We start from the raw sequence: 23,574 nt of genomic DNA, 5'->3' as shown, positions 1-23,574 counted from the left end.
CCTCCGCGCGGAGGCGCCGCGCCTGATCCAGCACCGTCCGCGAATGCCTGAGCCGCTTACGGCGGCGCGAACCGGTGTAACGGGTGCGGCCGTCCGATGCCGGGGCCCGGCCGGGACCGCTGGTCGCGGATCGTGACGTGAGCGTGCGGGAAGTCATGCCACGAGACGGTAGAGACGTCGGCGCAACCTTGCTGATCAAGGTCAATTTCGGTGGAAACACCGAGACTTGTGGATAACCCGGCCACCCGAACGAGCGCCTCCGGTCCGCTCGGCAGAGCCGCCCGACAGACCCACTCAGCAGGTTCGCCCAGCGGGCCCACACAGCCGATTCCCTCAGCGGCTCCGCCCCACAGGTCCACTCAGCGGGCGCTCAACGGGGCGAGACCACGACCCCGAGCAGCCCAGGGCCCGTGTGCGCGCCGATGACCGCGCCGACCTCGCTGACGTGCAGGTCCACAAGCCCCGGAACGCGTTCCCGCAGTCGCTCGGCGAGCGCGGCGGCCCTCTCGGGCGCCGCCAGATGGTGCACCGCGATGTCCACCTGACCGTCCCCCACCCGGTCGGCGGCGATCTCCTCCAGCCGGGCGATGGCCTTCGATGCCGTCCGTACCTTCTCCAGCATCTCGATGCGGCCACCGTCGAGTTGCAGCAGCGGCTTCACCGCGAGGGCCGAGCCGAGCAGTGCCTGTGCGGTGCCGATCCGGCCTCCGCGGCGCAGATAGTCCAGCGTGTCCACGTAGAAGTACGCGGACATCCCCCCGGCGCACTTCTCCGCGGCCGCCACTGCCTCCTCCAGCGAGCCGCCCGACCCCGCGGTCCCGGCCGCCGAGAGCGCGCAGAAGCCGAGGGCCATGGCGACCATGCCGGTGTCGACCACGCGGACCGGGACGGGTGCGTCCCGCGCCGCCAGCACGGCGGCGTCGTACGTGCCGGAGAGCTCGGACGACAGATGGAGCGAGACGATTCCACTCGCACCCGCGTCGGCTGCCGCCCGGTAGGTGGCGGCGAACATCTCCGGGGCGGGCCGGGACGTGGTCACCGAACGCCGCTTCTGCAGGGCCAGCGCCAGGGCGCGGGCCGAGGTCTCCGTACCGTCCTCCAGAGCGCGGTCGCCGAGGACCACGGTCAGCGGCACCGCTGTGATGTGGTGCCGCGCCAACGTCTGCGGCGGCAGGTAGGCCGTGGAATCGGTCACGATCGCGACATGGCGGGACATGAGCCGGAGATTACCCGCAGGCGCGGTGACCCGGCAGTGCGACCCCTCGTCAGTGGAACCCGCAGTACCGGAGGAACCAGCAGTACCTGCAGTACCGGTGGAACCAGCGGTACCGGCGAAGCCCGCGCCCGTGCCTGTGTCCGGTCCCGTGCCGGAAGCTCTCTCGACGGTCACTCAGGTGGTGCTCTCCGGGCGCGCAGCCTTCTGCCACGGGTAACGCTGCTGCCGGTTGGGGTCCCTGCCGGTGATCGCCTCGGGGCCGGGCTGGGATCCGGTCCGGTGTCCGGCGTCGCTCCCGTCGGCAGCTCCGTCACCCGCCGACGACCAGGGCCCCGCGTCAGCCGACGAACCGGAACCGGCCCCCTGCGTCTGCCCCGACCCCTGCCCTGACCCCTGCCCCGGCCGCTGTCGCTGCTGCGCCTGGGGACGCCCGTCGGCCGCCGGTGTCGTCCAGTGCCGCAGCGCCCCCGCCTCCACATCGATCTGCTCGTTCAGCGCGATCAGATCGTCGTCGGCGAACTTCCGCGCCCGGTCCCGGGCCGCCCAGCGCAGCGCGTCCGCCGAGTGCGTGATCTGCTCCGTACGCTCCCGGAGGGCCGGCAGCCGCTGCCCGAGCCCGGTCTTGTCCGGCTCCCGCTCCAGCCGCCGCAGCTCCGCGTCCAGCTCCAGGCCGTGCGCGCTGAGCCGCTCGAAGAGACTCAGCGTCTCGCGCAGCGACTCGTCCTCGGCCACGCCCGCGTGCAGGGCGTCCTGAGTGGCCCGCATCGACGTGCGCAGCGAGAGCCTCAGCTGCGCCAGCTCGCCGGCGGCGCCCGGCTGGCCGTAGCTCTTCGCGCGCAGCGCGGTGTCCTCGACGGTGCGCCGGGCCTGCGAGATCGTCCGGTCCACGCTCCGCCTCGCGGCTCCCACCACCCTGACCGCCGCGTACGCCCCCACGCCGAGGAAGACGAGGAACAGCAGCACCAGGATCAGGATCACGGCTTCCATGGAGCGTCCCTCGGTTGTCGGACTCGGTACCTCCACGGTAAACGGAAAGGGCAGGCTGAGGGTTCCATCAGAACCCCCAACCTGCCCGTAGGGGAAACCCCGGGGCCTCCCGTCCCGATCAGGCCCGTTCAGCCCCGATCAGGCCATGTCGGACCGGATCAGGCCATGTCGGACCGGACCAGGCCGTGTCGGACCGGACCAGGCCGTGTCGGACCGGACCGGATCAGATCAGCGCCGATCAGGCCGGAACGATGTTCACCAGCTTCGGCGCCCGCACGATCACCTTGCGGATCCCGGCCCCGCCCAGCGCCGCGACCACACCCGGGTCCGTCAGCGCCAGCTTCTCCAGGTCCTCGTCCGAGATCGACGGGGAGATCTCCAGCCGCGCCTTGACCTTGCCCTTGACCTGGACGACACACGTCACGGTCTCGTCCACGACATACGCCGGGTCCGCCACCGGGAAGTCCTGGTGCACCACGGACCCGGTGTGCCCCAGCCTGCGCCACAGCTCCTCGGCGATGTGCGGCGCCAGCGGCGCGACCAGCAGGACCAGCTGCTCGGCCACCGCACGCGGCACCGGGCCGCCCGCCTTGGTCAGGTAGTTGTTCAGCTCGGTGACCTTGGCGATGGCGGTGTTGAACCGCAGCCCCGCCATGTCGTGGCCGACGCCGTCGATCGCCTTGTGCAGCGCGCGCAGCGTCTCCTCACCGGGCTCCGCGTCGCTGACACCGGCCTCGCCGGTCTCCTCGTCCACGACGTTGCGCCACAGCCGCTGCAGCAGCCGGTACTGGCCGACCACCGCGCGGGTGTCCCACGGCCGTGAGACGTCCAGCGGGCCCATGGCCATCTCGTACAGGCGCAGGGTGTCCGCGCCGTACTCCGCGCAGATCTCGTCCGGAGTGACCGCGTTCTTCAGGGACTTGCCCATCTTGCCCAGGACGCGGCTGACCTTCTCGCCCTCGAACCAGAACGCGCCGTCCCGCTCCTCGACCTCGGCGGCGGGCACCGCGATACCGCGGCTGTCGCGGTAGACGAACGCCTGGATCATGCCCTGGTTGTACAGCTTGTGGAACGGCTCGACCGACGAGATGTGCCCCAGGTCGAACAGCACCTTGGACCAGAACCGCGCGTACAGCAGGTGCAGTACCGCGTGCTCGGCGCCGCCGACGTACAGGTCGACGCCACCGTGCGGCTGCCCCTCGCGCGGGCCCATCCAGTACTGCTCGATGGCCGGGTCGACCAGCTTCTCGCTGTTGTGCGGGTCCAGATAGCGCAGCTCGTACCAGCAGGAACCGGCCCAGTTCGGCATGGTGTTGGTCTCGCGGCGGTACTTCCTGACGCCGTCGCCCAGCCCCAGGTCCAGCTCGACGTTGACCCAGTCCTCGTTGCGGGACAGCGGGGTCTCCGGGGAGGTGTCCGCGTCGTCCGGCTCGAAGGTGCGCGGCGAGTAGTCGTCCACCTCGGGCAGTTCCAGCGGCAGCATCGACTCGGGCAGCGGGTGCGCGATGCCGTCCTCGTCGTAGACGATCGGGAAGGGCTCGCCCCAGTAGCGCTGGCGGCTGAACAGCCAGTCACGCAGCCGGAAGTTGACCGTGCCCTCGCCGGCGCCGCGCTCGGCCAGCCACTCGGTGATCCGCTCCTTGGCGTCGGCGACGCCCAGGCCGTCCAGGGAGATGCCGTCGTGGGTGGAGTTGACCAGCTTCGCCTCGTACGAGCCGAAGGCGTCGTCCCAGGTGGAGGGGTCGGTGCCGCGGTCGTCGGACGGTTCGACGACACAGCGCATCGGCAGCTCGAAGGCGCGCGCGAAAGCGAAGTCACGGCTGTCGTGCGCCGGGACGGCCATGATCGCGCCGGTGCCGTACCCCATCAGTACGTAGTCGGCGATGAAGACGGGGACCTGGTCGCCGCTGACCGGGTTGATCGCGTACACACCGGTGAAGACGCCGGTCTTCTCCTTCGCGTCGGCCTGCCGCTCGACGTCGGACTTCGACGCGGCGAAGGCGCGGTACGCGGCGACGGCCTCGCCGGGGGTCGCGTGGCCGCCGGTCCACACGTCGTGTGTGCCCTCGGGCCAGGCGTCCGGGACGATCGGCTTCTCGCCGGAGATCAGCTCGTGCTCGGGCGCCAGCACCATGTAGGTCGCGCCGAACAGGGTGTCCTGGCGGGTGGTGAAGACCGTGATCGGACGGGGGTCACCGCCGACCGCGAAGTCCACGCGGGCGCCCTCGGAGCGGCCGATCCAGTTCCGCTGCTGCAGCTTGATCGCCTCGGGCCAGTCCAGCGCGTCCAGGTCGGACAGCAGCCGGTCCGCGTACGCGGTGATGCGCATGTTCCACTGGCGCAGCTTCGCCTTGAAGACGGGGAAGTTGCCGCGCTCGGAGCGGCCGTCGGCGGTCACTTCCTCGTTGGCCAGGACGGTGCCCAGGCCGGGGCACCAGTTGACCGGGGCGTCCGACGCGTACGCCAGCCGGTACTCGCTCAGCAGGTCGGCGCGGGCCACCGCGTCCAGCGCGCTCCACGCACGGCCGCCGGGGACCGGGCGCTCACCGCTCTCGAACTGGGCGGCCAGCTCGGCGATCGGGCGGGCCTTCTGCGCGTCCTGGTCGTACCAGGAGTTGAAGATCTGCAGGAAGATCCACTGGGTCCACTTGTAGTACTCGGGGTCGATCGTCGCGAACGACCTGCGCTTGTCGTGGCCCAGTCCCAGCCTGCGCAGCTGGGCCTTCATGTTCTCCATGTTGGCCTCGGTGGAGGCCCGCGGATGGGTGCCGGTCTGTACGGCGAACTGCTCGGCCGGCAGCCCGAAGGCGTCGAAACCCAGGGTGTGCAGGACGTTGTGGCCGGTCATGCGCTGGTGCCTGGCGTAGACGTCCGTGGCGATGTAGCCCAGCGGGTGGCCGACGTGCAGGCCGGTGCCCGAGGGGTACGGGAACATGTCCATGATGAACTTCTTGGGCCTGGCCGCCATGGCCGGGTCGCCCGCCAGGTCACCCGTCGGGTTCGGTGCGTCGTACGTGCCGTCGGCGTCCCAGAAGTCCTGCCAGCGTGCCTCGATGTCGGCGGCCATGGCGGCGGTGTAACGGTGCGCCGCGGCCACCTCGGATGAGGGCCCTCCCGCGCTCGCGACAGCGGGGGAAGAATTCGTCTCGGTCATGATCCTCAAAGCTCCATCGGTCGTCTCTGCCCGCGATCCTCATGGCTGTGGTGCCTGTGGCACCAAACGAAAAAGCCCCTCGCACAGGAGGGGACGCCGCGCTGATGCCGACCGGGACACTTCATCGGTCGGGACTGATCAGCGCGGCTCACTAAGCAGGAGGCGTACGGCACGCATGGCGTCAGGGTACCGCAGGCACCGTACGGCCCGCGCGGACGCCCGGCTGCGGGCACCTGGCTGCGGCGTCGGCCGCACGGAGCGGGCCGCGCGCACACAGCCGAGCCGGACGGACGAAGACAGCCGTACGCACACACAGAAGCGGGCCACCCGATCCGGGTGACCCGCTTCCGACGACCTCGTAAGAGATCTCACTGTGGAGCTAAGGAGAATTGAACTCCTGACCTCCTGCATGCCATGCAGGCGCTCTACCAACTGAGCTATAGCCCCGTGCTGTCCGCCGTTCTGCGGGGTTGCCCCCTCGGCTCCGCCAACATTACCGGTACCCCGTTGCTCCGCCAAATCCGTTCCGCGGTCAGGCGGTGGCGAAGGAGTAGAACCGCTTGAGCGTGCAGTGCTCCTCCAGGAGCCGGCCGTAGATCGGCTCCCCCTCCAGCTCACGGTAGGTCTCGATCGGGTCGCCCTTTATGATCAGCGCCCGCGCGCACTCCTCGCACCAGTACTGGTAGTCGGCGTTGACCGGATCCATGTCCCTGACGATGGGCGTACCACTGCCGCACCAGTCGCATTTCCTCCTGTGTGCACCCATCAGTCAGCTCCAGCTGTGGCCGCGGGGCGGGCAGTCGGGACAGGCCGGACGGACGGAAGGCGAGGGGCAGTTGAGCGGGTCCCCGCGGTGGGGGCGAGTGCGGGCCTTCGCCCCGTCGGCCAGGGCGTGAACGCGATCGAGCATGCTCGCGGGCATCGCGCTCTCCCCTCCCTCAGGGCCGGCGTCCCTCCGGCGCTCCGATTCTGCCATGGCCCCGCAAGAGGGGCGGCGACGTCGGACGGACGGACAGGCGGGGGCCGGGCGGGCGGACGAAAAATCCCGCCCCCTGATGGGGACGGGATTTCTCCTTGCTCCGAATCCGGAGCTTCCGACTGTGGAGCTAAGGAGAATTGAACTCCTGACCTCCTGCATGCCATGCAGGCGCTCTACCAACTGAGCTATAGCCCCGCTGTTCGCTTCGCTCGCTGCATTCTCTGCGTCCTGCGGCGCGAACAAGAAGAACTTTAGCCTGCGACCAGCCGGAAAGTGAAATCCGCCCGGACGCCCCTTGCGGGGTGCTCAGTCGTCGTCGCCGAGGACCGGCTCGGGGAGGGTCCCTGCGTTGTGCTCCAGCAGCCGCCAGCCGCGGGCGCCCTCGCCCAGGACCGACCAGCAGCAGTTGGAGAGCCCGCCCAGGCTCTCCCAGTGGCGCGACTCCAGACCGAGGAGCCGGCCGATGGTGGTGCGGATGGTGCCACCGTGGCTGACGACGACGAGCGTCCCGTCGTCGGGCAGCGCGTCGGCGTGCCCGAGGACCACCGGGGCGGCCCGGTCAGCGACCTCGGACTCCAGTTCGCCGCCGCCGCGCCGCACGGGCTCACCGCGCTTCCACGCGGCGTACTGCTCGCCGAAGCGGGCCATGATCTCGTCGTGCGTGAGCCCCTGCCAGCTGCCCGCGTACGTCTCGCGCAGGGCGGCGTCGTACGTGATGTCCTGGCCGGTCACGGCCCCGAGCTCACGGGCGGTGGTCGCCGCCCTGCTGAGGTCGGACGCCACGATCGCGTCGGGCTTCATCGAGGCGAGCAGCCGGGCGGCCCGGCGTGCCTGGCCGACACCGGTCTCGGTCAGCTCGATGTCCGTGGAGCCCTGGAAGCGGCGCTCCAGGTTCCAGGCGGTCTGGCCGTGCCGCAAGAGAACGATGCGGCGGCCACGGCCGCCCTTGGTGCCGTTCAGTGCAGCTCACCGTCCAGGTCGGCGTCCGTACCGGCGTCGGGGCCGTCGATGCCGTTGAGCCTGGCGTGCTCCTCGCCCTTGCCGCGGGTCTTGACGGCGTCCTCGGGCAGGTCGATCTCGGGGCAGTCCTTCCAGAGGCGCTCCAGCGCGTAGTAGACGCGCTCCTCGCTGTGCTGGACGTGGACGACGATGTCGACGTAGTCGAGAAGGATCCAGCGGGCGTCGCGGTCGCCCTCCCGGCGCACCGGCTTGGCGCCGAGCTGCTTGTTCAGCCGCTCCTCGATCTCGTCGACGATCGACTTGACCTGGCGGTCGTTGGGCGCCGAAGCGAGCAGGAAGGCGTCGGTGATCGACAGCACATCGCTGACGTCGTACGCGGTGATGTCGTGCGCGAGCCGGTCGGCGGCCGCCTGAGCGGCGGCGTTGATGAGCTCGATGGAACGGTCCGTGGCGGTCACTGGCAGGCTTTCGTCGGCGGTCGTGGAGTACCCAAGGGTCTCACGGACCGCCGACGGTCCCGCAATTCTTATGACCGCCCACCGGCTGACAGCCCCCTGCGGGCCTCAGACCTCAGGTGATCTTGTAGTCCTGTCCCAGCACCACGGTGACGTCCGCGTTCCCGGCGGCCTTGCCCTTGTGGACCGATCCGGCCGGCAGCCCCAGCGTCTTCGCCACTTCATCCGCCTTGGCCTTCTGTGCCGGGTCGCTATAGCTGACCTGCGACGACGCGGTGGCGCTCGTGGTTCCGCCGACCGCGACCGAGTAGCCGCCGTTGACGAGGGCGATCCTGGCGCTCTCCGTCGCGGCCGGCCGGCCGCTGGCGTTGCTGATCCCCACGCTCACGGCACCGCCCTGGTCGGGTGCCTTCACCGAACCGCCGAGGACGTCCTTGACCACACTGGCGCTCGCCTGCGGACTGACCGTGCCGTCGCTCCGTACGGGCAGCAGCTCCGTGCTGTAGTCGCCCTTCTTCGCGTGTGCGGCGAGTTTGGCCAGGGACACGCCCAGGTCCTTGTCGGTCAGGGACGGGTCAAGGATCTGGGCCAGGTTCTTCACGGTGGCCGTCGCGGCCTGCGGATCGTCCGAGATCTTCTTCAGGACGCCCTGCATGACCTGCCCGAACCGCTCCAGCTGCTTCGCCTCGGGCTCGCCGGGCGCGCGGTAGGTGGAGTAGGCGACCGCCATCTGACCGCTGAGCGTCTGGTCCTTGCCGCGGTGCACCAGCGGCTCGGCGCCCTTCTTGGTGTCCGGTACGTCGATGTCGGTGTCGATGTCGATATTGCCGATCAGCTCGACCAGGTTCTCCAGATACGGGGTGTCGAGCCGCCAGGTGCCGCCGATCTTGGCTCCGAGGAGGGTGTCCAGCGCGTCCCTGGTGCCGTCGGAGCCGTCGTCGTCCACGGACTTGCCGAGCGTGGTCGCCATGCCGTCATCGTTCGACACGGCAAGGGAGTTGGGCAGCAGGAGCGTGGTGCCCTTGCCGGTGGTGACGTTGTCGACGAGTAGCGCGGTCGATGTGCCGCCGCTCTTCGTGTTGTGCAGATGCACCACGATCGCGTTGCGCTGCTGCGCCCCGGAGGCCGTGGCACTGCCGTCGCCGGATCCGGAGATCCCGGGCAGTTTGCCCGCGTACCAGAGATAGCCGACACCGCCCACGACGACGAGCGCCAGCACGACGACCAGTGACACGACGCGAGTACGTCCCCGGCGCCTGGCCTCCTCGCGCCGTTCGGTGCGGCTCTCGGTGAACTTCAGCCAGTCGATGACGTCTTCGGAGTCCTCGTCGGGCTCCTCGATGAAGGAGAACTGCTCGGTCCGGTACTCGTCGTCGCCCGGCGCGGAGCGGCGCTGGCCCGGAACGGCCCGCTGCGGCTGCTCGGGCTGCCGCGGCGTCTGGGGCTGCGGGGACTGGGCTTGCGGGGGCTGGGCCTGCGAGGGCTGTGTCCGTGGGGACTGTGCCTGCGGTGCCTGGCTCTGCTGCGGGATCCACTGCTGGGCGGTGTCCACCGCGGGCTGCTGCCCGGTCTGCCCGGTGTCGTAGTCGTAACCCTGGCTCTGCCCGTGTCCCTGGCCGTGGCCCTGGCTCTGGTACGGCGCGGGCGGGGGCTGCTGCTGCGCGTACGGGTCGTATCCGTACCCCGGGGCCTGCTGGTGCTGCCGGCCGTACGGGTCGTACTGCTGCTCAGGGTGCTGGGACTGCTGGGACTGCTGAGGCTGATGGTTCTGCTGATTCTGCTGCGGCTGCACCTGCTGGTACACCGGCTGCCCGTACTCGTCGTACCCGACGAGCTGCATCGGCTGCCCGTACTGGTCGTACTGAACGTACGGGTTCTGTCGGTCGTTCAACGGTGCCCCTCTCCACGGCTCATTCGCCGCGGTACAGCTGGCGCTTGTCGATGTAGCGCACCACACCGTCCGGAACCAGATACCAGACCGGGTCGCCCTGCTCGACCCGGGCGCGGCAGTCGGTCGACGAGATCGCCAGGGCGGGGACCTCCACCAGGGAGACGCCGCCCTCCGGCAGGCCGTCGTCCGTCAGGACATGGCCCGGCCTGGTGACGCCGATGAAGTGGGAGAGTGCGAAAAGCTCTTCGGCGTTCCGCCAGGTGAGGATCTGGGAGAGCGCGTCGGCACCGGTGATGAAGAAGAGATCCGCGTCGACGTTGAGGTCGTGCAGATCCCGCAGGGTGTCGATGGTGTACGTCGGCCCGCCGCGGTCGATGTCGATGCGGCTGACCGAGAACTGCGGGTTGGACGCGGTCGCGATGACCGTCATCAGGTAGCGGTCCTCGGCCGGTGAGACGACCCGGTGGCTCTTCTGCCAGGGCTGCCCGGTCGGTACGAACACGACCTCGTCCAGCTGGAACTGAGCGGCCACCTCACTGGCGGCCACCAGGTGCCCGTGGTGGATCGGGTCGAATGTCCCGCCCATCACGCCGAGACGCCTCTTCTGCTCTCCCATGCGTGCAGACCCTACTGGGCCGCCACCTACCCGTCTGCGCCCCGGGTCAGCGGTCGCGGTTGAAGCGGGTGGTGATCCACAGCAGCAGCAGGAGCGCGAAGAGCGCGCCGCCACCGGTGAGGTAGGGGCTGAGGCTTTCGTGGTTACCGCCGTGTCCGCTCTCGGAGGCGAGAGTGGCGAGGCTGGCAGTGGTGCTGTGGAGGCTCATGGTCAGCAGGACCTATCCGGGAGTCGGAGCGGGGACTTCGCCGACATCGTATGCGGGCCCGCTGGGCACGCTCACGCCGACTCAGTCGTTGTCGCGATATCCGCGCAGGAGAAACCAGGCGAGCAGGACAGCCCCGACAAGCAGGACGACCAGCAGGACCCGCAAGGTGTCGCCCGGCCCCTGCTGGTTCGTGGCAGCGGCGAGCAGTGTGGTCGCGTCCGGCATGACGGGTGCGCTCCTTCTCGGTGTAGGACCCCCGCCACACGGTAGCCCCACCGCATACGCTGGGGCCCGCCAGGGGGACGAGCAGAGCTCGAAGACGGAAGGCAGGGGGACATTCATGACAGACAGCGGTCACGAGAACAGTCACGAGAACGTGCCGGGCAGGAAGCGCAGGCGCTTCGAGGGCATCTCCTCACGGGCGTACGAGCATCCGGCGGACCGGTCGGCCCTGGTGGCGCTGCGCAAGCTCACCGGTTTCGACACCGTCCTCAAGGCGCTCAGCGGACTGCTGCCCGAGCGGAGCCTGCGCCTCCTCTTCCTCTCCGACTCGGTGCGGGTGAGCGACGCCCAGTTCGCGCACCTCAACGTCATGCTGCGCGACGCCTGTTACATCCTGGACCTGGAGAAGGTCCCCGCCATGTACGTCACGCAGAACCCCCAGCCCAACGCCATGTGCATCGGTCTGGAGGAGCCGATCATCGTGGTCACCACGGGTCTGGTCGAGCTCCTCGACGAGGAGGAGATGCGTGCGGTCGTCGGCCATGAGACGGGGCACGCGCTCTCCGGCCACGCGGTGTACCGCACGATCCTGCTCTTCCTCACGAGCATCGCGCTGAAGGTCGCCTGGATCCCGCTGGGGAATGTGGCGATCATGGCGCTGGTGACGGGGCTGCGCGAGTGGTTCCGCAAGTCGGAGCTGTCCGCGGACCGGGCGGGGCTGCTCGTGGGCCAGGACCTCCGGGCGTCGATGCGCGGCCTGATGAAGATCGCCGGTGGCAACCATCTGCACGAGATGAACGTCGACGCGTTCCTGGAGCAGGCCGAGGAGTACGAGGCGGGCGGTGACCTGCGCGACTCGGTGCTCAAGATCTTGAACGTACTGCCGCGCAGCCACCCGTTCACCACCGTGCGCGCCGCCGAGCTGAAGAAGTGGGCGGAGAGCCGGGACTTCCAGCGGATCATGGACGGGCACTACCCCCGGCGCGACGAGGACAAGGACGCGTCGGTCGGCGAGTCCTTCCGCGAGTCCGCTTCGCACTACGCCGACACGGTGCGCACGAGCAAGGACCCGCTGATGAAGCTGGTCGGCGACATCGCGGGCGGCGCGGGCGACCTGGGCGGGAAGCTGCGCGGGAAGTTCACCGGCGGCGGAGCGGGCGGTGCCGGGAAGGGCGGGCAGGGCGCGGACGGCAGCGCCGACGACGGCCCTGCCCGTGGTACGGAAGGACCGCTTGCGGACTAGTACCGCGTCCGCGAAGTCGTGTCCTGGCAGGGCCCGATCCGGACCTGGGGCCCGCTGTCCCGACCGTGCCGGGCGGCCCGCGAGGTCTGGCCTAATCCGACCCCAGGGCCTTGGCGGTGAGCGTTCCGCACAGCGCGGGGGCCTGCTGCCCGGTGGCGTACGGATCGGTGCCGGCCGGGCCGCCGTCGGCCGCGTGCTGCCCGGCGAGCAGCGGGCGCAGCCGGTTCGCCGCGTCGGCCGTGCAGTTCTGCGGCCCGGCCTGCACATCGGCGACGGTCACCTGCGCCTGGTGCAGCCGCAGGTCCTCCGCGCCGAAGCGGAAGTGCACCTCGCGGCGGACGATGAACAGCGAGGCGCCGTCCGCCTTCGGGGGTCCGGCCGTCGCGGGTCCGGCCTGTCCGCTCCGGGGGGCGGCCGGCCTGAGCGCGTAGACGAAGGTGTGGTCCGCGGTCACCTCCAGCGTCCGGTCCGCGGCCTCCGCGTACCGCAGGACGCCCGCCACCCGCACGTCGGAGCCCGCCAGCGCCACCTGTGCGGGGTCGAAGCGCACCAGCCAGCCGGTCGCCGCGTGCCTGCCGTCCGCCGATGGCGCGGCCAGGCTCCGGTCGAACTGCGGGTACTGCTCCGGGGCGATCAGGTCCCTGACCCCGTCCGCGGAGCCGCCCATCAGCACGGCGGGGTCCAGCGAGGACGCCACGACGTACTCCTTGGCGATCTTCAGCGCTTCCAGTACCTCGCTGTACGCGAAGTGCGCGGTGTTCCGGGCCCCGGGCGGGTTCACGCCGGAGGCGCCGGTACGGAACTCCGCGGCCGGGCTGTGTGCGAAGAGGCCGGCGGGTGTCCCGCCCGGCACCGCGCCCCGCGGCGCCAGCGGGATCACCGTGGTGTGCAGCGGTTCGGCGCGGGTGGCCTGTGGCGGCCGGTACGGGTGGTGGACGCCCATGAAGACCGCGGTGCCGAAGGCCAGCACCAGCAGCGCCAGTGCGACGAGCAGGCGTACGGGGCCTCTGCCGGGCCATCCGGAGACGCTGCGGACGGCCCGGGCGTGCCGGCCCATGCGCTCCTGCGCGGAGAACTCCTGGAGCCGGGCAGCCCTGATGAACGATTCGTCGAAGACGACGGACCGGTACTCGTCCTCGCCACCGCTGGGCAGGCCCTCGGGTGTCCCCTCGGGTGGCTCATCGCGCCCCGCCATACCTTGAGATTAGGTCGCGGCGGGGCTGCGTAAACGCCCCGGTACGGGACATCTTCCGAGCGGCCGGCACACCGTCCGCCCGCGGCGGCGCGGCAGCCGTGGCCGTGGGCGGGTCCGGGCGGGTGGCTCCCGCGGTCAGGGCGTACGCGGAAGGGCTGCGGCGGGTGGGGCCGAATGGTCGAGCGAGCGGCCCGCCGAGTGGCCCGCCGGAACCGATCCCGACGGGGACGGCCGGCTGACGCCGCCGCCCTGCACAGCGCCGACCCCGGTGGTCACCGGCGCGGGCACCTGGTCCTGCCGGCTGGCCGACGCTCCCCGGTAGACCGCGGCGAAGGCCAGGGCCACCATGCCGATCCCCATGACGAGGGCCAGCAGCCAGGCCACCGGCCGGTGCCAGCGCGCACGGCCGCGGTACGGGCGCAGCACGCCGCCGTGCGGCCCGTAGGGGCCGCCCAGGGCGTCGTCGGGCCCCTCGCCGTACCCCCCGGCGCCACCCGGCCCGTACAGCAGGCCGTGGTCCGCTGCGTTCTCTCGGAGGAACTCGTCGTACTCGTCGAAGTCCTCGCCGCCCGGGCCGCCCGCGCGTGCCCTGGCGGCCTCGGCCTCCGCGCGCGCCTCGGCGGCGGCCAGCAGCCGCTCGACCGCGGTCGGTTCGTGGATGGTGGCGGCCCTGACGAAGTCCTCGCCGAAGACCACGGAGGCGAAGTCCTCGTCCGCTCCTCCGCGGTCGTCGTCAGGCTCCCAGCCGTCCTGGAACGGCCTGCCCCCCACGTCGTCCGGCACGGAATCAGAGTAGACCCGGTGGGTGGATTTGGGCAGGGAGAGTGCGAAGCCGACCGGTCAGGGGGGTCACCGAATGTGACCGTCCCCTGTCACGATGTACTTGGTCGAGGTCAGCTCGGGCAGTCCCATCGGCCCCCGGGCGTGCAGCTTCTGCGTGGAGATACCGATCTCGGCGCCGAATCCGAACTGACCGCCGTCGGTGAACCGGGTGGACGCGTTGACAGCCACCGTCGTGGAATCGACCAGCTGGGTGAAACGGCGGGCCGCGGCCTGCGAGGTGGTGACGATCGCCTCGGTGTGGCCGGATGTCCACAGCCTGATGTGCGCGACGGCCGCGTCCAGCGAGTCGACGACGGCGGCCGCGATGTCGTACGAGAGGTACTCGGCCTCCCAGTCGTCCGCGGTCGCCTCCACGACGGTCGTCTCCGTCCCTGCGGCGTACCCGAGCACCCGCTCGTCGCCGTGCACGGTCACGCCGGCCTCGCCGAGCGCGTCGAGCGCCTTCGGCAGGAACGCGTCCGCGATGTCCCGGTGGACCAGGAGCGTCTCGGCCGCGTTGCAGACGGAGGGCCGCTGGGCCTTGGAGTTGACGAGGATGGCGACGGCCATGTCGATGTCGGCCTGCGCGTCCACGTACACATGGCAGTTGCCGGTGCCGGTCTCGATGACCGGGACGGTGGACTGCTCGACGACGGTACGGATCAGGGACGCGCCGCCGCGCGGGATCAGCACGTCGACCATGCCGCGGGCGCGCATCAGCTCCCGTACGGACTCGCGGGACTCCCCCGGCACGAGCTGGACGGCGTCGGCCGGCAGCCCGGAGCCCCCGACCGCGTCGCGCAGCACCCGCACGAGTGCGGTGTTGGAGGCGTACGCGGAGGCCGAGCCGCGCAGCAGCACCGCGTTGCCCGACTTCAGGCAGAGCGCGGCGGCGTCCACGGTCACATTGGGCCTGGCCTCGTAGATGATCCCGACGACGCCGAGCGGCACGCGCACCTGGCGCAGGTCGATCCCGTTGGGCAGCGTCGAGCCCCGTACGACCTCGCCGACCGGGTCGGGCAGCGCCGCGACGTCCCGTACGTCACCGGCGATGGCGCGGATGCGCTCGGGGGTGAGGGTGAGGCGGTCGATGACCGTCCCGGCGGACCCTTCGGCCCTGGCCCTCGCGACGTCCTCGGCGTTGGCCTCGACGATCTCGGACGTACGCACTTCGAGCGCGTCGGCGATGGCCAGCAGTGCGTCGTCCTTGGCCGCGCGGGGCAGTGGCGCGAGATCGGCCGAGGCGGCGCGGGACCGGTAGGCGGCCTGAATGACCGGGGACTGGTCGGAGAGCGGGGAGAGCGAGGTCATGCCCGCAGACTAATGCGCGGTCTGCGGGCGTCCGTCCGCGATCCCACGCTCCGAGACGGTGGGGGCCGTACCAGCGGCTCCCCGGGTGTGTCAGCAGGGGCTGATCAGTACGGGTGCACCCCTACGGGCGCCGCGGGCGGCGGGCCGTATCCCTCGGCTATCCGCAGGTGATAGGTCTCGCGGTCGATGACCTCCAGGCCGACGATCTCCCACGGCGGCAGCTGCGACGTGGAACGGTGCTCGCCCCAGAGCCGCAGGGCCACCGCTGCGGCGTCGTGCAGATCCCGCGCCTCCTCCCAGTAGCGGATCTCCGCGTGGTTGTCGGCGTACCGGCTGGTCAGCAGGAAGGGGTGGTCGTGCGCGAGCTGTTCGAGACCGCGTCTGACCTCCTTGAGCGGGGCGGGACGGCCCGACACGCTCAGGGTGATGTGCCAGAGCTTGGACAGGGCCGCTTCCTCCGGGGGCTGCTGCGGCCGCTGTTCCCCGTCCGCTTCCGCGCGTTCCTCGAAGCCGGCCCCCGCGCCGACACTCGTCAGGGTCCGCTCCCCGGTTCCTCGGGGCGATGCCCCGGGACGGGCTCGTCTCACCGGCGGCCTCCTGTGTGCGTTGCGGCTTCTGCCCCGCGGTGACGGGCCGGGCAGCGGTCGGGAGCGGGCTCCTGGACAAAGTTGACCAGCCCGGCGCCCGGCGCGTGACGGTTTTCCGGAAGGTCCCTGCTGAAAGGCTGGTGTTTCAGCCGTTTCAGGGGGCCATGACCACGAGATCGTCTCTGTGTACGACTTCCCGCTCGTAGGCTGGACCGAGTTCCCGGGCCAGTTCCCGGGTGGAGCGGCCGAGCAGCTGGGGGAGCTCCTTGGCGTCGAAGTTCACCAGCCCACGGGCGACGGTGCGGCCCGCGGTGTCCCGCAGCTCCACCGGGTCCCCGGCGCTGAACTCGCCCTCGACGGCGGCGATTCCGGCCGGCAGCAGCGAGGAGTTCCGCTCCACGACCGCCTGCACGGCGCCGTCGTCCAGGGTGAGCGCACCGCGTGGGGTGGACGCGTGCTGGAGCCAGAGCAGCCGGTCGGCCGAGCGGCGGCCGGTGCGGTGGAAGTACGTACCCGTGTCCCGGCCCGCGAGGGCGTCGGCGGCGCACGACGCCGAGGTCAGCACGACCGGGACGGAGGCCGCGGCGGCGATCCTGGCCGCCTCGACCTTGGTGACCATGCCGCCGGTGCCGACGCCGGCCTTGCCCGCCGAGCCGATGGAGACGTGCGCGATGTCGGCGGGGCCCGCCACCTCCGCGATCCGGCGGGTGCCCGGCGTGGCCGGGTCACCGTCGTACAGGCCGTCCACGTCCGAGAGCAGGACGAGCAGGTCGGCCCGGACGAGATGGGCCACCAGAGCGGCCAGCCGGTCGTTGTCACCGAAGCGGATCTCGTCCGTGGCCACCGTGTCGTTCTCGTTGACGACCGGCAGGGCACCCATGGCCAGGAGCTGGTCCAGGGTCCGGTAGGCGTTCCGGTAGTGGGCCCGGCGGCTGGTGTCGTCGGAGGTCAGCAGCACCTGGCCGACCCGGACGCCGTAGCGCGCGAAGGACGCGGTGTACCGGGCGACGAGCAGCCCCTGGCCGACGCTGGCGGCGGCCTGCTGCCTGGCCAGGTCCTTGGGACGGCGGGCCAGGCCCAGCGGGGCGAGTCCGGCGGCGATGGCGCCGCTGGAGACGAGCACGATCTCCTTCTCGCCGCCGCTCCTGACCTTGGCCAGTACGTCGACGAGGGCGTCCACCCGGTCCGCGTCGAGGCCGCCGGCCGCGGTCGTGAGGGAGGAGGACCCGACCTTCACGACGATCCTGCGGGCTTCCGTTACGAGTTGCCTTGCCTCTGTCACACGGCCGAATCTACGTCAGCCCTGTTCGCCGGTGCGCGGGGATTCCACGCGCTGGACAGGGTTGGCGGCGGCCCACTTGCGGAGCCTGCGCAGCCGGGTGCGCCCGGCCGCGGGCAGCCGGCGCCAGACCGGGGGGCAGGGCATAGCATAGATGTGGTCGGGGATTCCGGCCGAAGGGTCCCTGAAGTAGGGCAGGGCGAGGTGGTACGTGCCGTTGAGGCCCCGGCCGACGCGCTCGGGCGCCTTGCGCTGCTTGAGCTCGGTGAGCACGCCGGTGAGGAGGTCGGTCCGGCCGAGCGCGACGCAGTGCAGCCGCAGCCTCTCGGCCGGCTTGAGTCTCCTGGCCACCCCCGGGTTCCAGTACGCGGCCATCAGCGGCGCCGCGAGTTCCATCCGCTTCTGCTGGACCGCGGCGGACTGCTTGAGGAAGCCGGCGGCGAACTGCGGGAGCAGGGTGACCACGAAGGGGCGCACCATGAGCATGTCGCGCCGCGGGCCCGGCGGTACGTACTCGGCGATCAGCCCCATCAGGGCCCGCGCCGAGTCGAACCGCAGCAGGTAACTGCCGCTCTTCGTCACGTGTTTGCCGTCGTCGCGCCCCACCAGGTAGTAGCAGGTGTAGTCGGAGATGACGGACACCCCGCCGCCGCGCAGATAGGTCTCCAGGGTGAAGAGGGCGTCCTCACCGGTCTTGAGGGTCTCGTCGAAGGTGATCCCGAGGCGTTCGAGCAGCGCGCGCCGGAAGAGCTTCTGGGCGCTCAGGGTGAACTTGATCTGCGAGTCGAAGACGTCCGCGCGCTCGACGGTCTCCTTCCACATGGACTTGGGGGCGCCGCGGTTGACACCGACGACCTTTCCGAGCACCACGTCCGTACCGGCGCGGTCGCCCATCGCGACCATCCGTTCGAGCGCCTCTTCGCCGAAGTAGTCGTCCGCGTCGAGGAAGAAGACATAGCGGCCGCGGGCGAGCCCGAGACCGACGTTGCGCGGTCCGCTGGGGCCTCCGGAGTTCTCCTGCCGTACGACGGTGGTGCTTATCTTCGACCGGGCGGCGAACTCCTCCAGGTACTCCCCCGTGCCGTCCGTCGATCCGTCGTCCACGGCGACGATCTCGATCCGGTCCGCGCCCAGGGTCTGGGCCTCCACGGACTCAAGACACTTCACGAGGTACGGCATTGCTTCATAGGCACCGACGACAACGGTCACGTCGGGCTCACTTGTGCTCATCACAACAGGAAGACAGCTGGATACGGCACTTGGTTGCCTCACAGGCCGTACCGATATTCGCCGGACTCGGACCACGTGCGGCGATATCACACCCCAGCGTGACGGTTTCAGCCACCCCGGTTCCGGAATTTTACATTCCTCATACGGCGGGGGCAGCCTGATCGAGCCACTCCGCACCCGATACACTCACCGCCCGTCGGACGGCTCTCCCTCCAGCACAAGGCGGCACGGCACGAAGCGCGCCGAGGGAGCACGGCGAGAGGCGGGCGGCGAATTCGCGGGCCCGCGGGAAATTTCCCACCGTCCGGTCACTGTGGAAATGGCCACAGATTCCTGATGTCCCGGCAGCGGAAAATGCAGACAAGGACGTGATCTGATGCGGCAGCTCGCCATCGAGGGAGCCTGGGTGCATGAGCCGAAAGTCTTCCCGGACAGCCGCGGCAGCTTCCACGAGTGGTTCAAGGAGCCCGATCTGTCCGAGGCGGTCGGCCACAGCCTGCGGCTCGCCCAGGCCAACTGCTCGGTGTCCAGCAGGGGCACGCTGCGCGGAATCCACTTCGCCGACGTGCCGCCGGGCCAGGCCAAGTACGTCAAGTGCGTACGCGGCGCCATTCTCGACGTCGTCGTGGACATCCGGGTCGGCTCACCCACGTACCGGAAGTGGGAGGCCGTACGGCTCGACGACGTGGACCACCGCTCCGTCTACCTCTCCGAAGGGCTCGGCCACGCCCTGCTGGCGCTGACGGACGACGCCACCGTGGTCTACCTCTGCTCCACCGGGTACGCCCCGCAGCGCGAGCACGGCATCCACCCGCTCGACCCGGACCTGGCCATCGACTGGCCGGCGGACGTCACCCCGCTGCTCTCCGACAAGGACGCGGCGGCCCCGACGCTCGCCGAGGCCGAGGCCCAGGGGCTGCTGCCCTCGTACGCGGACTGCGTGGCGTACGCCCGGAAGCTGCGCGGCTGAGGCCCCTGGCCCCAGCGCGCCGGACGGCGACCGCCGCGCCCCGGCCGGGGCGCGGCGGTCGCCGTCCGGGACTGCGTGGTCAGCCGGTGACGCGCTCGATCTGCCTGCGCAGGCCGGTGAAGGCCGAGCGCGGGCGGTTGAGGTTGCGGGTGCGGATGAGACCGGGCCAGAAGCCCGCGCCGAGCAGTACCTCGGGTGCCACCGCACGCTTGCGGTTCAGCACCTCCTCCGGGACGTCCTGCGGGTCCTCGGTGATGTACTCCGCGAGAATGGCGTCGTAGTTCTCCTTCAGTACGGTGCTCGACGGGTCGGCGCCGAAGACGGCGACCACTCCGGTCGGCTTGGTGTCCACCTCGACCACCAGCAGGTCGGGGCGGAACCGCCGCAGCACTTCGGCGACCTTGTAGACATCACCCGTCCACGCCCCGGTGTGCCGGTCGCGGGCCGCCTCGTCGACGTTGCGCGGCAGCATGTCGTCCAGGACGATCACGCTGTTCCAGCGGGCGTGCTTCTCGACGTTCATGAAGTCGCGCAGGGCGAACTCGAAGAGATGCATACCGTCGATGAACGACAGCTCCAGGCGGGGGTCGCCGCCCAGGAGCCCCAGCGGGTCCCGGCGGGCGAGGGCCCGGAAGGGGTTGCGCCCGGGCCGCAGGTGCAGCAGCGGGTCCTTGCGGGCGAAGAAGTCGTCGCTCGTCTGCTTGACCAGGTGTACGTCGCAGCTGATCGAGGTCACGACCTTGAATGCGGGGTCGACGGCGATGGAAGGCACCCGGGAAAGCGCCAGGCTGCGCCCGTCATTGACGCCGATCTCCAGATAGGTGCGGGGCCGGTATATGCGATGCATGCCGCGCAGGAATTCATGACGGTTCACGGGGGGAGCGCCCTTCGTCGAAAATTAACGACTGGTCCGATCCCCGGCGAAGCTACCTCATGAATGCCGGACCGTGAAAGCGTCGGCGCTGATGTAAACGTCCGCCGACCGGGTAACCGCAAAGGCCAGCAGAACATTTACGGAATCACCGCACGCCGCCCCCGCTGTCCCCTCACCCGGCAGATCCGCCCGGACCGGGCGGATCCGGCGCACCAGGCGGATCAGGAGCGCTCGGCGGCGACCAGCGCGGGGAACGCGTCGGCCAGTGCGAGCCGCCAGTCGCGGAGCGGTTCGATGCCCGCCGCCGCCCAGCGGTCGTGCCCGAGCACGCTGTACGCGGGGCGCGGCGCGGGCCGCACGAAGGCCTCGCTGGTCGTGGGCAGCACCCGCGCCGGGTCGGCGTCCAGCAGCCGGAAGATCTCCCGGGTGAGCCCGAACCAGGTCGTCGCACCACCGCTGGTGCCGTGGTAGACGCCCGCGGGCGCGGTACCCGCGAGGGCGCCCGCGCCGAGGCGCACCAGCAGATCCGCCAGATCGGCGGTCCAGGTGGGCTGGCCGCGCTGGTCGTCCACCACGTCCAGGGTGTCCTTGACGCCCTCAAGACGGACCATCGTCCGGACGAAGTTGCCGCCGCCCGCCCCGTACAGCCAGGCCGTGCGCACCACATACCCGCGCTCGGGCAGCACGCTCAGCACGGCCTGCTCCCCGGCCAGCTTGGTACGGCCGTACGCGCTGCGCGGGGCCACCGGGGCGTCCTCGGCGTACGGCAGGGTGCCGTCACCGGCGAACACGTAGTCCGTGGAGATCTGGAGCAGCACGGCGCCGGTCTCCCGGCACGCCTCGGCCAGGACCCGGGGGCCCGTGCCGTTGACGGCGAGCGCCTGGTCCTCCTTGGACTCGGCGTCGTCGACCGCCGTCCAGGCAGCGCAGTTGACGACGACCGCCGGGCGGTGCTCCGCCAACGCGCCGCGGACGGCCCCCGGGTCGGTGATGTCGAGCGCCGCGCGCTCCAGGCCGACCGCCGGGGTGCCGTCGTCCGCCAGCCTTGCGAGGAGGTCCCGGGCGAGCATTCCGCCCGCCCCCGTGACCAGCCAACTGCCGCTCATGTTCAACCTGTTCCGTACGTCCGTCGCCTCTGTCGGGGTCCCGGCAGACGCTACCCGAGATGCCGGCCGGACCCGGCCTCCGCCCCCGGCACCACGTACGGTCGGCGGCCCCGCGTCAGGCGAGCGCCGCGCGCTCCTTCAGCGGCTCCCACCAGGCACGGTTGTCGCGGTACCACTGCACGGTCTCCGCGAGCCCGTCCGCGAAGTCCTTGCGCGGTTCGTACCCGAGCTCCGTACGGATCTTGGCGCAGTCCACCGAGTAACGCCGGTCATGGCCCTTGCGGTCGGCGACGTACTCGACGCTGGTGTCCCAGTCGGCCCCGCATGCCTTGAGCAGCAGTCCGGTGAGCTCCTTGTTGGAGAGCTCGGTGCCGCCGCCGATGTTGTACACCTCGCCCGCGCGGCCCTTCGTACGGACCAGCTCGATGCCCTGCACATGGTCGTCGATGTGCAGCCAGTCGCGGACGTTGGCCCCGTCGCCGTACAGCGGGACGGACTTGCCGTCCAGCAGGTTGGTGATGAAGAGCGGGATGACCTTCTCCGGGAAGTGGTGGTGCCCGTAGTTGTTCGAGCAGCGGGTCACCCGCACGTCCAGGCCGTGGGTGCGGTGGTAGGAGAGCGCGATCAGATCGCTGGACGCCTTGGCCGACGAGTACGGCGAGTTGGGTTCCAGCGGGTGGGTCTCGGGCCAGGAGCCCTCGTCGATCGAGCCGTACACCTCGTCGGTCGAGATGTGCACGAACGTGTCGATACCGGCCCGGTGCGCCGCGTCGATCAGGGTGTGGGTGCCGAGCACATTGGTCCGCACGAATTCGGCGCCACCGTCGATGGACCGGTCGACATGGGACTCGGCGGCGAAGTGCACCACCTGGTCGTGCTCCGCCATCAGCTTGCCGACCAGCGCGGGATCGCAGATGTCGCCCTGTACGAAGGAGAATCCGGGGTGGTCCCTGACCTCGTCGAGGTTGGCCGGGTTGCCCGCGTAGGTGAGCTTGTCGAGCACGGTGACCGCTATGTTGCCGGGGCCCTGGGGGCCGAGGACCGTGCGGACGTAGTGCGAGCCGATGAAGCCGGCGCCGCCGGTCACCAGAATCCTGTTCGTCATGAGGAGATCTGCACCTTGCTGTGGTCGCCGAGGACAAGTCGGTGGGCTGCTGGGCTGCGGGGCGATGGCGTCACCTCGACGCCCCGGCCGATCAGCGAGGCCGCGATCCGGCGGACCCCGGTGATCGAGGAGTCGCGCAGGACGATGGAGTACTCGATCTCGCTGTCCTCGATCCGGCACCCCTCCGAGACCGAGGTGTACGGACCGACGTAGGCGTCGCTGATGACCGTGGACGCGCCGATGATCACGGGACCCACGATACGGCTGCGGGTGACCTGGGCGCCCTTCTCGATCCTGACGCGTCCGATGATCTCGCAGTCCCCGTCGACCGTGCCGTCCTCGCAGGGCTCGACGGTCTCCAGGACCGCGCGGTTGACCTCCAGCATGTCGGTGACATTGCCGGTGTCCTTCCAGTAGCCGGAGATCGTCGTGGAGTGCACGTCCCGCTGCTGGTCGATCAGCCACTGGATGGCGTGCGTGATCTCCAGCTCGCCGCGCCGGGAGGGCCCGATGGAGCGGACGGCCTCGTGCACGGCCGGGGTGAAGAGATAGACGCCGACGAGCGCGAGATCGCTCTTGGGGACCTCCGGCTTCTCCTCCAGCGCGACGACGCGGCCCTCACCGTCGAGTTCGGCCACGCCGAACGCCGTCGGGTCGGGGACCTTGGTGAGCAGGATCTGGGCGTCGGGGCGGGAGGCACGGAAACCGTCGACCAGACCCGTGATGCCTCCGACGATGAAGTTGTCACCCAGGTACATGACGAAGTCGTCGTCGCCGAGGAAGTCGCGGGAGATGAGCACGGCGTGGGCCAGGCCGCGCGGTGCCTCCTGCGGGATGTAGGTGACCTTGATGCCGAAACGGGATCCGTCCCCGACGGCCTCACGGATCTCCTCCGCGGTGTCCCCCACGACAATGCCGACATCGGTGATGCCCGCGTCGGCGATGGCTTCGAGCCCGTAGAACAGCACCGGCTTGTTCGCCACCGGCACGAGTTGTTTCGCGGATGTGTGCGTAATGGGGCGCAGGCGTGTGCCCGCACCGCCGGAAAGGACGAGAGCCTTCACGTGATGAGTCCCTTGCGAGCAGTCGGGCTGGCTTGATCCGTCCTGTCGGATTTTATCCATTGTCGTGTTGCGAACCCGTAAGGACAAATGCGGTACGGCC

22 protein-coding genes and 2 tRNA genes are annotated in these 23,574 nt (G+C 70.5%); 2 read left to right on the top strand and 22 right to left on the bottom strand.

The features are described 5' to 3' along the window. Positions 1-370: 370 nt before the first annotated feature. The 12 genes from OG210_RS21745 to OG210_RS21690 form a co-directional block, all read right to left on the bottom strand. Positions 371-1,216: a DegV family protein gene (locus OG210_RS21745; protein WP_328326482.1), complete on the bottom strand. Its 846-nt coding sequence runs from the start codon at positions 1,214-1,216 to the stop codon at positions 371-373. A 174-nt stretch (positions 1,217-1,390) separates the two neighbouring features. Continuing rightward, entirely contained in the window at positions 1,391-2,203 is an 813-nt protein-coding gene (locus OG210_RS21740; protein WP_328326484.1) for a hypothetical protein, read from the bottom strand. Positions 2,204-2,441: 238 nt separating this feature from the next. Beyond that, positions 2,442-5,357, bottom strand: a complete 2,916-nt coding sequence (gene leuS / locus OG210_RS21735) for a leucine--tRNA ligase (RefSeq protein ID WP_328326486.1) — start codon at positions 5,355-5,357, stop codon at positions 2,442-2,444. A 374-nt stretch (positions 5,358-5,731) separates the two neighbouring features. Continuing rightward, a tRNA-Ala gene (locus OG210_RS21730) sits at positions 5,732-5,804 on the bottom strand. Positions 5,805-5,889: 85 nt separating this feature from the next. Continuing rightward, positions 5,890-6,123, bottom strand: coding sequence for a hypothetical protein (locus OG210_RS21725; protein WP_018103228.1), 234 nt, complete (start codon positions 6,121-6,123; stop codon positions 5,890-5,892). Positions 6,124-6,458: 335 nt separating this feature from the next. Then, a tRNA-Ala gene (locus OG210_RS21720) sits at positions 6,459-6,531 on the bottom strand. 111 nt (positions 6,532-6,642) lie between these two features. Continuing rightward, positions 6,643-7,296 (bottom strand): histidine phosphatase family protein, encoded by a 654-nt coding sequence (locus tag OG210_RS21715; protein ID WP_328335420.1) that lies wholly within the window; start codon positions 7,294-7,296, stop codon positions 6,643-6,645. Continuing rightward, positions 7,293-7,754 (bottom strand): ribosome silencing factor, encoded by a 462-nt coding sequence (gene rsfS / locus OG210_RS21710; protein ID WP_328326487.1) that lies wholly within the window; start codon positions 7,752-7,754, stop codon positions 7,293-7,295. Before rsfS ends, OG210_RS21715 begins: the two co-directional genes overlap by 4 nt. A 112-nt stretch (positions 7,755-7,866) precedes the next feature. Further along, positions 7,867-9,642, bottom strand: a complete 1,776-nt coding sequence (locus OG210_RS21705; protein ID WP_328326488.1) for an LCP family protein — start codon at positions 9,640-9,642, stop codon at positions 7,867-7,869. A gap of 19 nt (positions 9,643-9,661) precedes the next feature. Then, positions 9,662-10,258: a nicotinate-nucleotide adenylyltransferase gene (gene nadD, locus OG210_RS21700; protein WP_328326489.1), complete on the bottom strand. Its 597-nt coding sequence runs from the start codon at positions 10,256-10,258 to the stop codon at positions 9,662-9,664. Between the two features lie 46 nt (positions 10,259-10,304). Continuing rightward, positions 10,305-10,466: a hypothetical protein gene (locus tag OG210_RS21695; protein WP_328326490.1), complete on the bottom strand. Its 162-nt coding sequence runs from the start codon at positions 10,464-10,466 to the stop codon at positions 10,305-10,307. 81 nt (positions 10,467-10,547) lie between these two features. Next, a complete protein-coding gene (locus OG210_RS21690) occupies positions 10,548-10,691 on the bottom strand; it encodes a hypothetical protein (RefSeq protein ID WP_203600251.1) in 144 nt (47 codons plus the stop codon). A gap of 115 nt (positions 10,692-10,806) precedes the next feature. Here OG210_RS21690 and OG210_RS21685 point away from each other — a divergent pair, with 115 nt between their 5' ends. Beyond that, on the top strand, positions 10,807-11,931 hold the full coding sequence (locus OG210_RS21685; RefSeq protein WP_328326491.1) for a M48 family metallopeptidase: 1,125 nt from the start codon (positions 10,807-10,809) through the stop codon (positions 11,929-11,931). 91 nt (positions 11,932-12,022) lie between these two features. Here the strand turns inward: OG210_RS21685 and OG210_RS21680 are convergent, their stop codons facing one another. From OG210_RS21680 to OG210_RS21655, 6 genes are all read right to left on the bottom strand, one after another. Then, positions 12,023-13,126 carry a hypothetical protein gene (locus tag OG210_RS21680; RefSeq protein WP_328326492.1) on the bottom strand — a complete coding sequence of 368 codons (1,104 nt, stop codon included), beginning with the start codon at positions 13,124-13,126 and terminating at the stop codon, positions 12,023-12,025. A gap of 135 nt (positions 13,127-13,261) precedes the next feature. After that, entirely contained in the window at positions 13,262-13,909 is a 648-nt protein-coding gene (locus OG210_RS21675) for a hypothetical protein (RefSeq protein WP_328326493.1), read from the bottom strand. Between the two features lie 66 nt (positions 13,910-13,975). Continuing rightward, positions 13,976-15,259: a glutamate-5-semialdehyde dehydrogenase gene (locus OG210_RS21670; RefSeq protein WP_328326495.1), complete on the bottom strand. Its 1,284-nt coding sequence runs from the start codon at positions 15,257-15,259 to the stop codon at positions 13,976-13,978. A 104-nt stretch (positions 15,260-15,363) separates the two neighbouring features. Next, entirely contained in the window at positions 15,364-15,846 is a 483-nt protein-coding gene (locus OG210_RS21665; protein ID WP_328326497.1) for a hypothetical protein, read from the bottom strand. A gap of 154 nt (positions 15,847-16,000) precedes the next feature. After that, positions 16,001-17,128, bottom strand: coding sequence for a glutamate 5-kinase (gene proB, locus OG210_RS21660; protein WP_328326499.1), 1,128 nt, complete (start codon positions 17,126-17,128; stop codon positions 16,001-16,003). A 15-nt stretch (positions 17,129-17,143) separates the two neighbouring features. Further along, positions 17,144-18,355 carry a glycosyltransferase family 2 protein gene (locus OG210_RS21655; RefSeq protein ID WP_328326501.1) on the bottom strand — a complete coding sequence of 404 codons (1,212 nt, stop codon included), beginning with the start codon at positions 18,353-18,355 and terminating at the stop codon, positions 17,144-17,146. Between the two features lie 376 nt (positions 18,356-18,731). Between OG210_RS21655 and rfbC the strand changes: the two genes are divergently transcribed. After that, complete coding sequence (rfbC, locus tag OG210_RS21650) at positions 18,732-19,325, top strand: dTDP-4-dehydrorhamnose 3,5-epimerase (RefSeq protein WP_328326503.1); 594 nt, start codon at positions 18,732-18,734, stop codon at positions 19,323-19,325. A 79-nt stretch (positions 19,326-19,404) separates the two neighbouring features. On the opposite strand, the gene OG210_RS21645 is transcribed toward rfbC, so the two are convergent. The 4 genes from OG210_RS21645 to OG210_RS21630 all read right to left on the bottom strand — a co-directional run bounded on the left by OG210_RS21645 (position 19,405) and on the right by OG210_RS21630 (position 23,474). Further along, on the bottom strand, positions 19,405-20,172 hold the full coding sequence (locus OG210_RS21645; protein WP_328326505.1) for a class I SAM-dependent methyltransferase: 768 nt from the start codon (positions 20,170-20,172) through the stop codon (positions 19,405-19,407). 248 nt (positions 20,173-20,420) lie between these two features. Next, positions 20,421-21,305 carry a dTDP-4-dehydrorhamnose reductase gene (gene rfbD / locus OG210_RS21640; protein WP_328326507.1) on the bottom strand — a complete coding sequence of 295 codons (885 nt, stop codon included), beginning with the start codon at positions 21,303-21,305 and terminating at the stop codon, positions 20,421-20,423. A gap of 115 nt (positions 21,306-21,420) precedes the next feature. Next, the gene (rfbB, locus tag OG210_RS21635) at positions 21,421-22,410 is read right to left on the bottom strand and encodes a dTDP-glucose 4,6-dehydratase (RefSeq protein ID WP_328326509.1); all 990 of its coding nucleotides are present in this window, start codon (positions 22,408-22,410) and stop codon (positions 21,421-21,423) included. After that, positions 22,407-23,474: a glucose-1-phosphate thymidylyltransferase gene (locus tag OG210_RS21630; protein WP_328326511.1), complete on the bottom strand. Its 1,068-nt coding sequence runs from the start codon at positions 23,472-23,474 to the stop codon at positions 22,407-22,409. The genes rfbB and OG210_RS21630 overlap by 4 nt, the downstream gene beginning before the upstream one ends. Positions 23,475-23,574 lie beyond the last annotated feature (100 nt).

The sequence above is a fragment of the Streptomyces sp. NBC_00466 genome, assembly GCF_041433995.1.
Lineage (GTDB): Bacteria > Actinomycetota > Actinomycetes > Streptomycetales > Streptomycetaceae > Streptomyces.
The sequence above is the reverse complement of the archived record's forward strand: the minus strand, read 5'-3'. Positions and strand labels throughout refer to the sequence as shown.

Excerpts from the sequence above, each read along its gene's own strand:
- rfbD (WP_328326507.1), bottom strand. The coding sequence starts at position 21,305 with ATGAGCGGCAGTTGGCTGGTCACGGGGGCGGGCGGAATGCTCGCCCGG.
- OG210_RS21740 (WP_328326484.1), bottom strand. The coding sequence starts at position 2,203 with ATGGAAGCCGTGATCCTGATCCTGGTGCTGCTGTTCCTCGTCTTCCTC.
- OG210_RS21745 (WP_328326482.1), bottom strand. The coding sequence starts at position 1,216 with ATGTCCCGCCATGTCGCGATCGTGACCGATTCCACGGCCTACCTGCCG.
- leuS (WP_328326486.1), bottom strand. The coding sequence starts at position 5,357 with ATGACCGAGACGAATTCTTCCCCCGCTGTCGCGAGCGCGGGAGGGCCC.
- rfbC (WP_328326503.1), top strand. The coding sequence starts at position 18,732 with ATGCGGCAGCTCGCCATCGAGGGAGCCTGGGTGCATGAGCCGAAAGTC.
- OG210_RS21685 (WP_328326491.1), top strand. The coding sequence starts at position 10,807 with ATGACAGACAGCGGTCACGAGAACAGTCACGAGAACGTGCCGGGCAGG.
- nadD (WP_328326489.1), bottom strand. The coding sequence starts at position 10,258 with ATGGGAGAGCAGAAGAGGCGTCTCGGCGTGATGGGCGGGACATTCGAC.
- rfbB (WP_328326509.1), bottom strand. The coding sequence starts at position 22,410 with ATGACGAACAGGATTCTGGTGACCGGCGGCGCCGGCTTCATCGGCTCG.
- OG210_RS21680 (WP_328326492.1), bottom strand. The coding sequence starts at position 13,126 with ATGGCGGGGCGCGATGAGCCACCCGAGGGGACACCCGAGGGCCTGCCC.
- OG210_RS21655 (WP_328326501.1), bottom strand. The coding sequence starts at position 18,355 with ATGAGCACAAGTGAGCCCGACGTGACCGTTGTCGTCGGTGCCTATGAA.
- OG210_RS21645 (WP_328326505.1), bottom strand. The coding sequence starts at position 20,172 with ATGCATCGCATATACCGGCCCCGCACCTATCTGGAGATCGGCGTCAAT.
- OG210_RS21670 (WP_328326495.1), bottom strand. The coding sequence starts at position 15,259 with ATGACCTCGCTCTCCCCGCTCTCCGACCAGTCCCCGGTCATTCAGGCC.
- OG210_RS21725 (WP_018103228.1), bottom strand. The coding sequence starts at position 6,123 with ATGGGTGCACACAGGAGGAAATGCGACTGGTGCGGCAGTGGTACGCCC.
- OG210_RS21690 (WP_203600251.1), bottom strand. The coding sequence starts at position 10,691 with ATGCCGGACGCGACCACACTGCTCGCCGCTGCCACGAACCAGCAGGGG.
- OG210_RS21695 (WP_328326490.1), bottom strand. The coding sequence starts at position 10,466 with ATGAGCCTCCACAGCACCACTGCCAGCCTCGCCACTCTCGCCTCCGAG.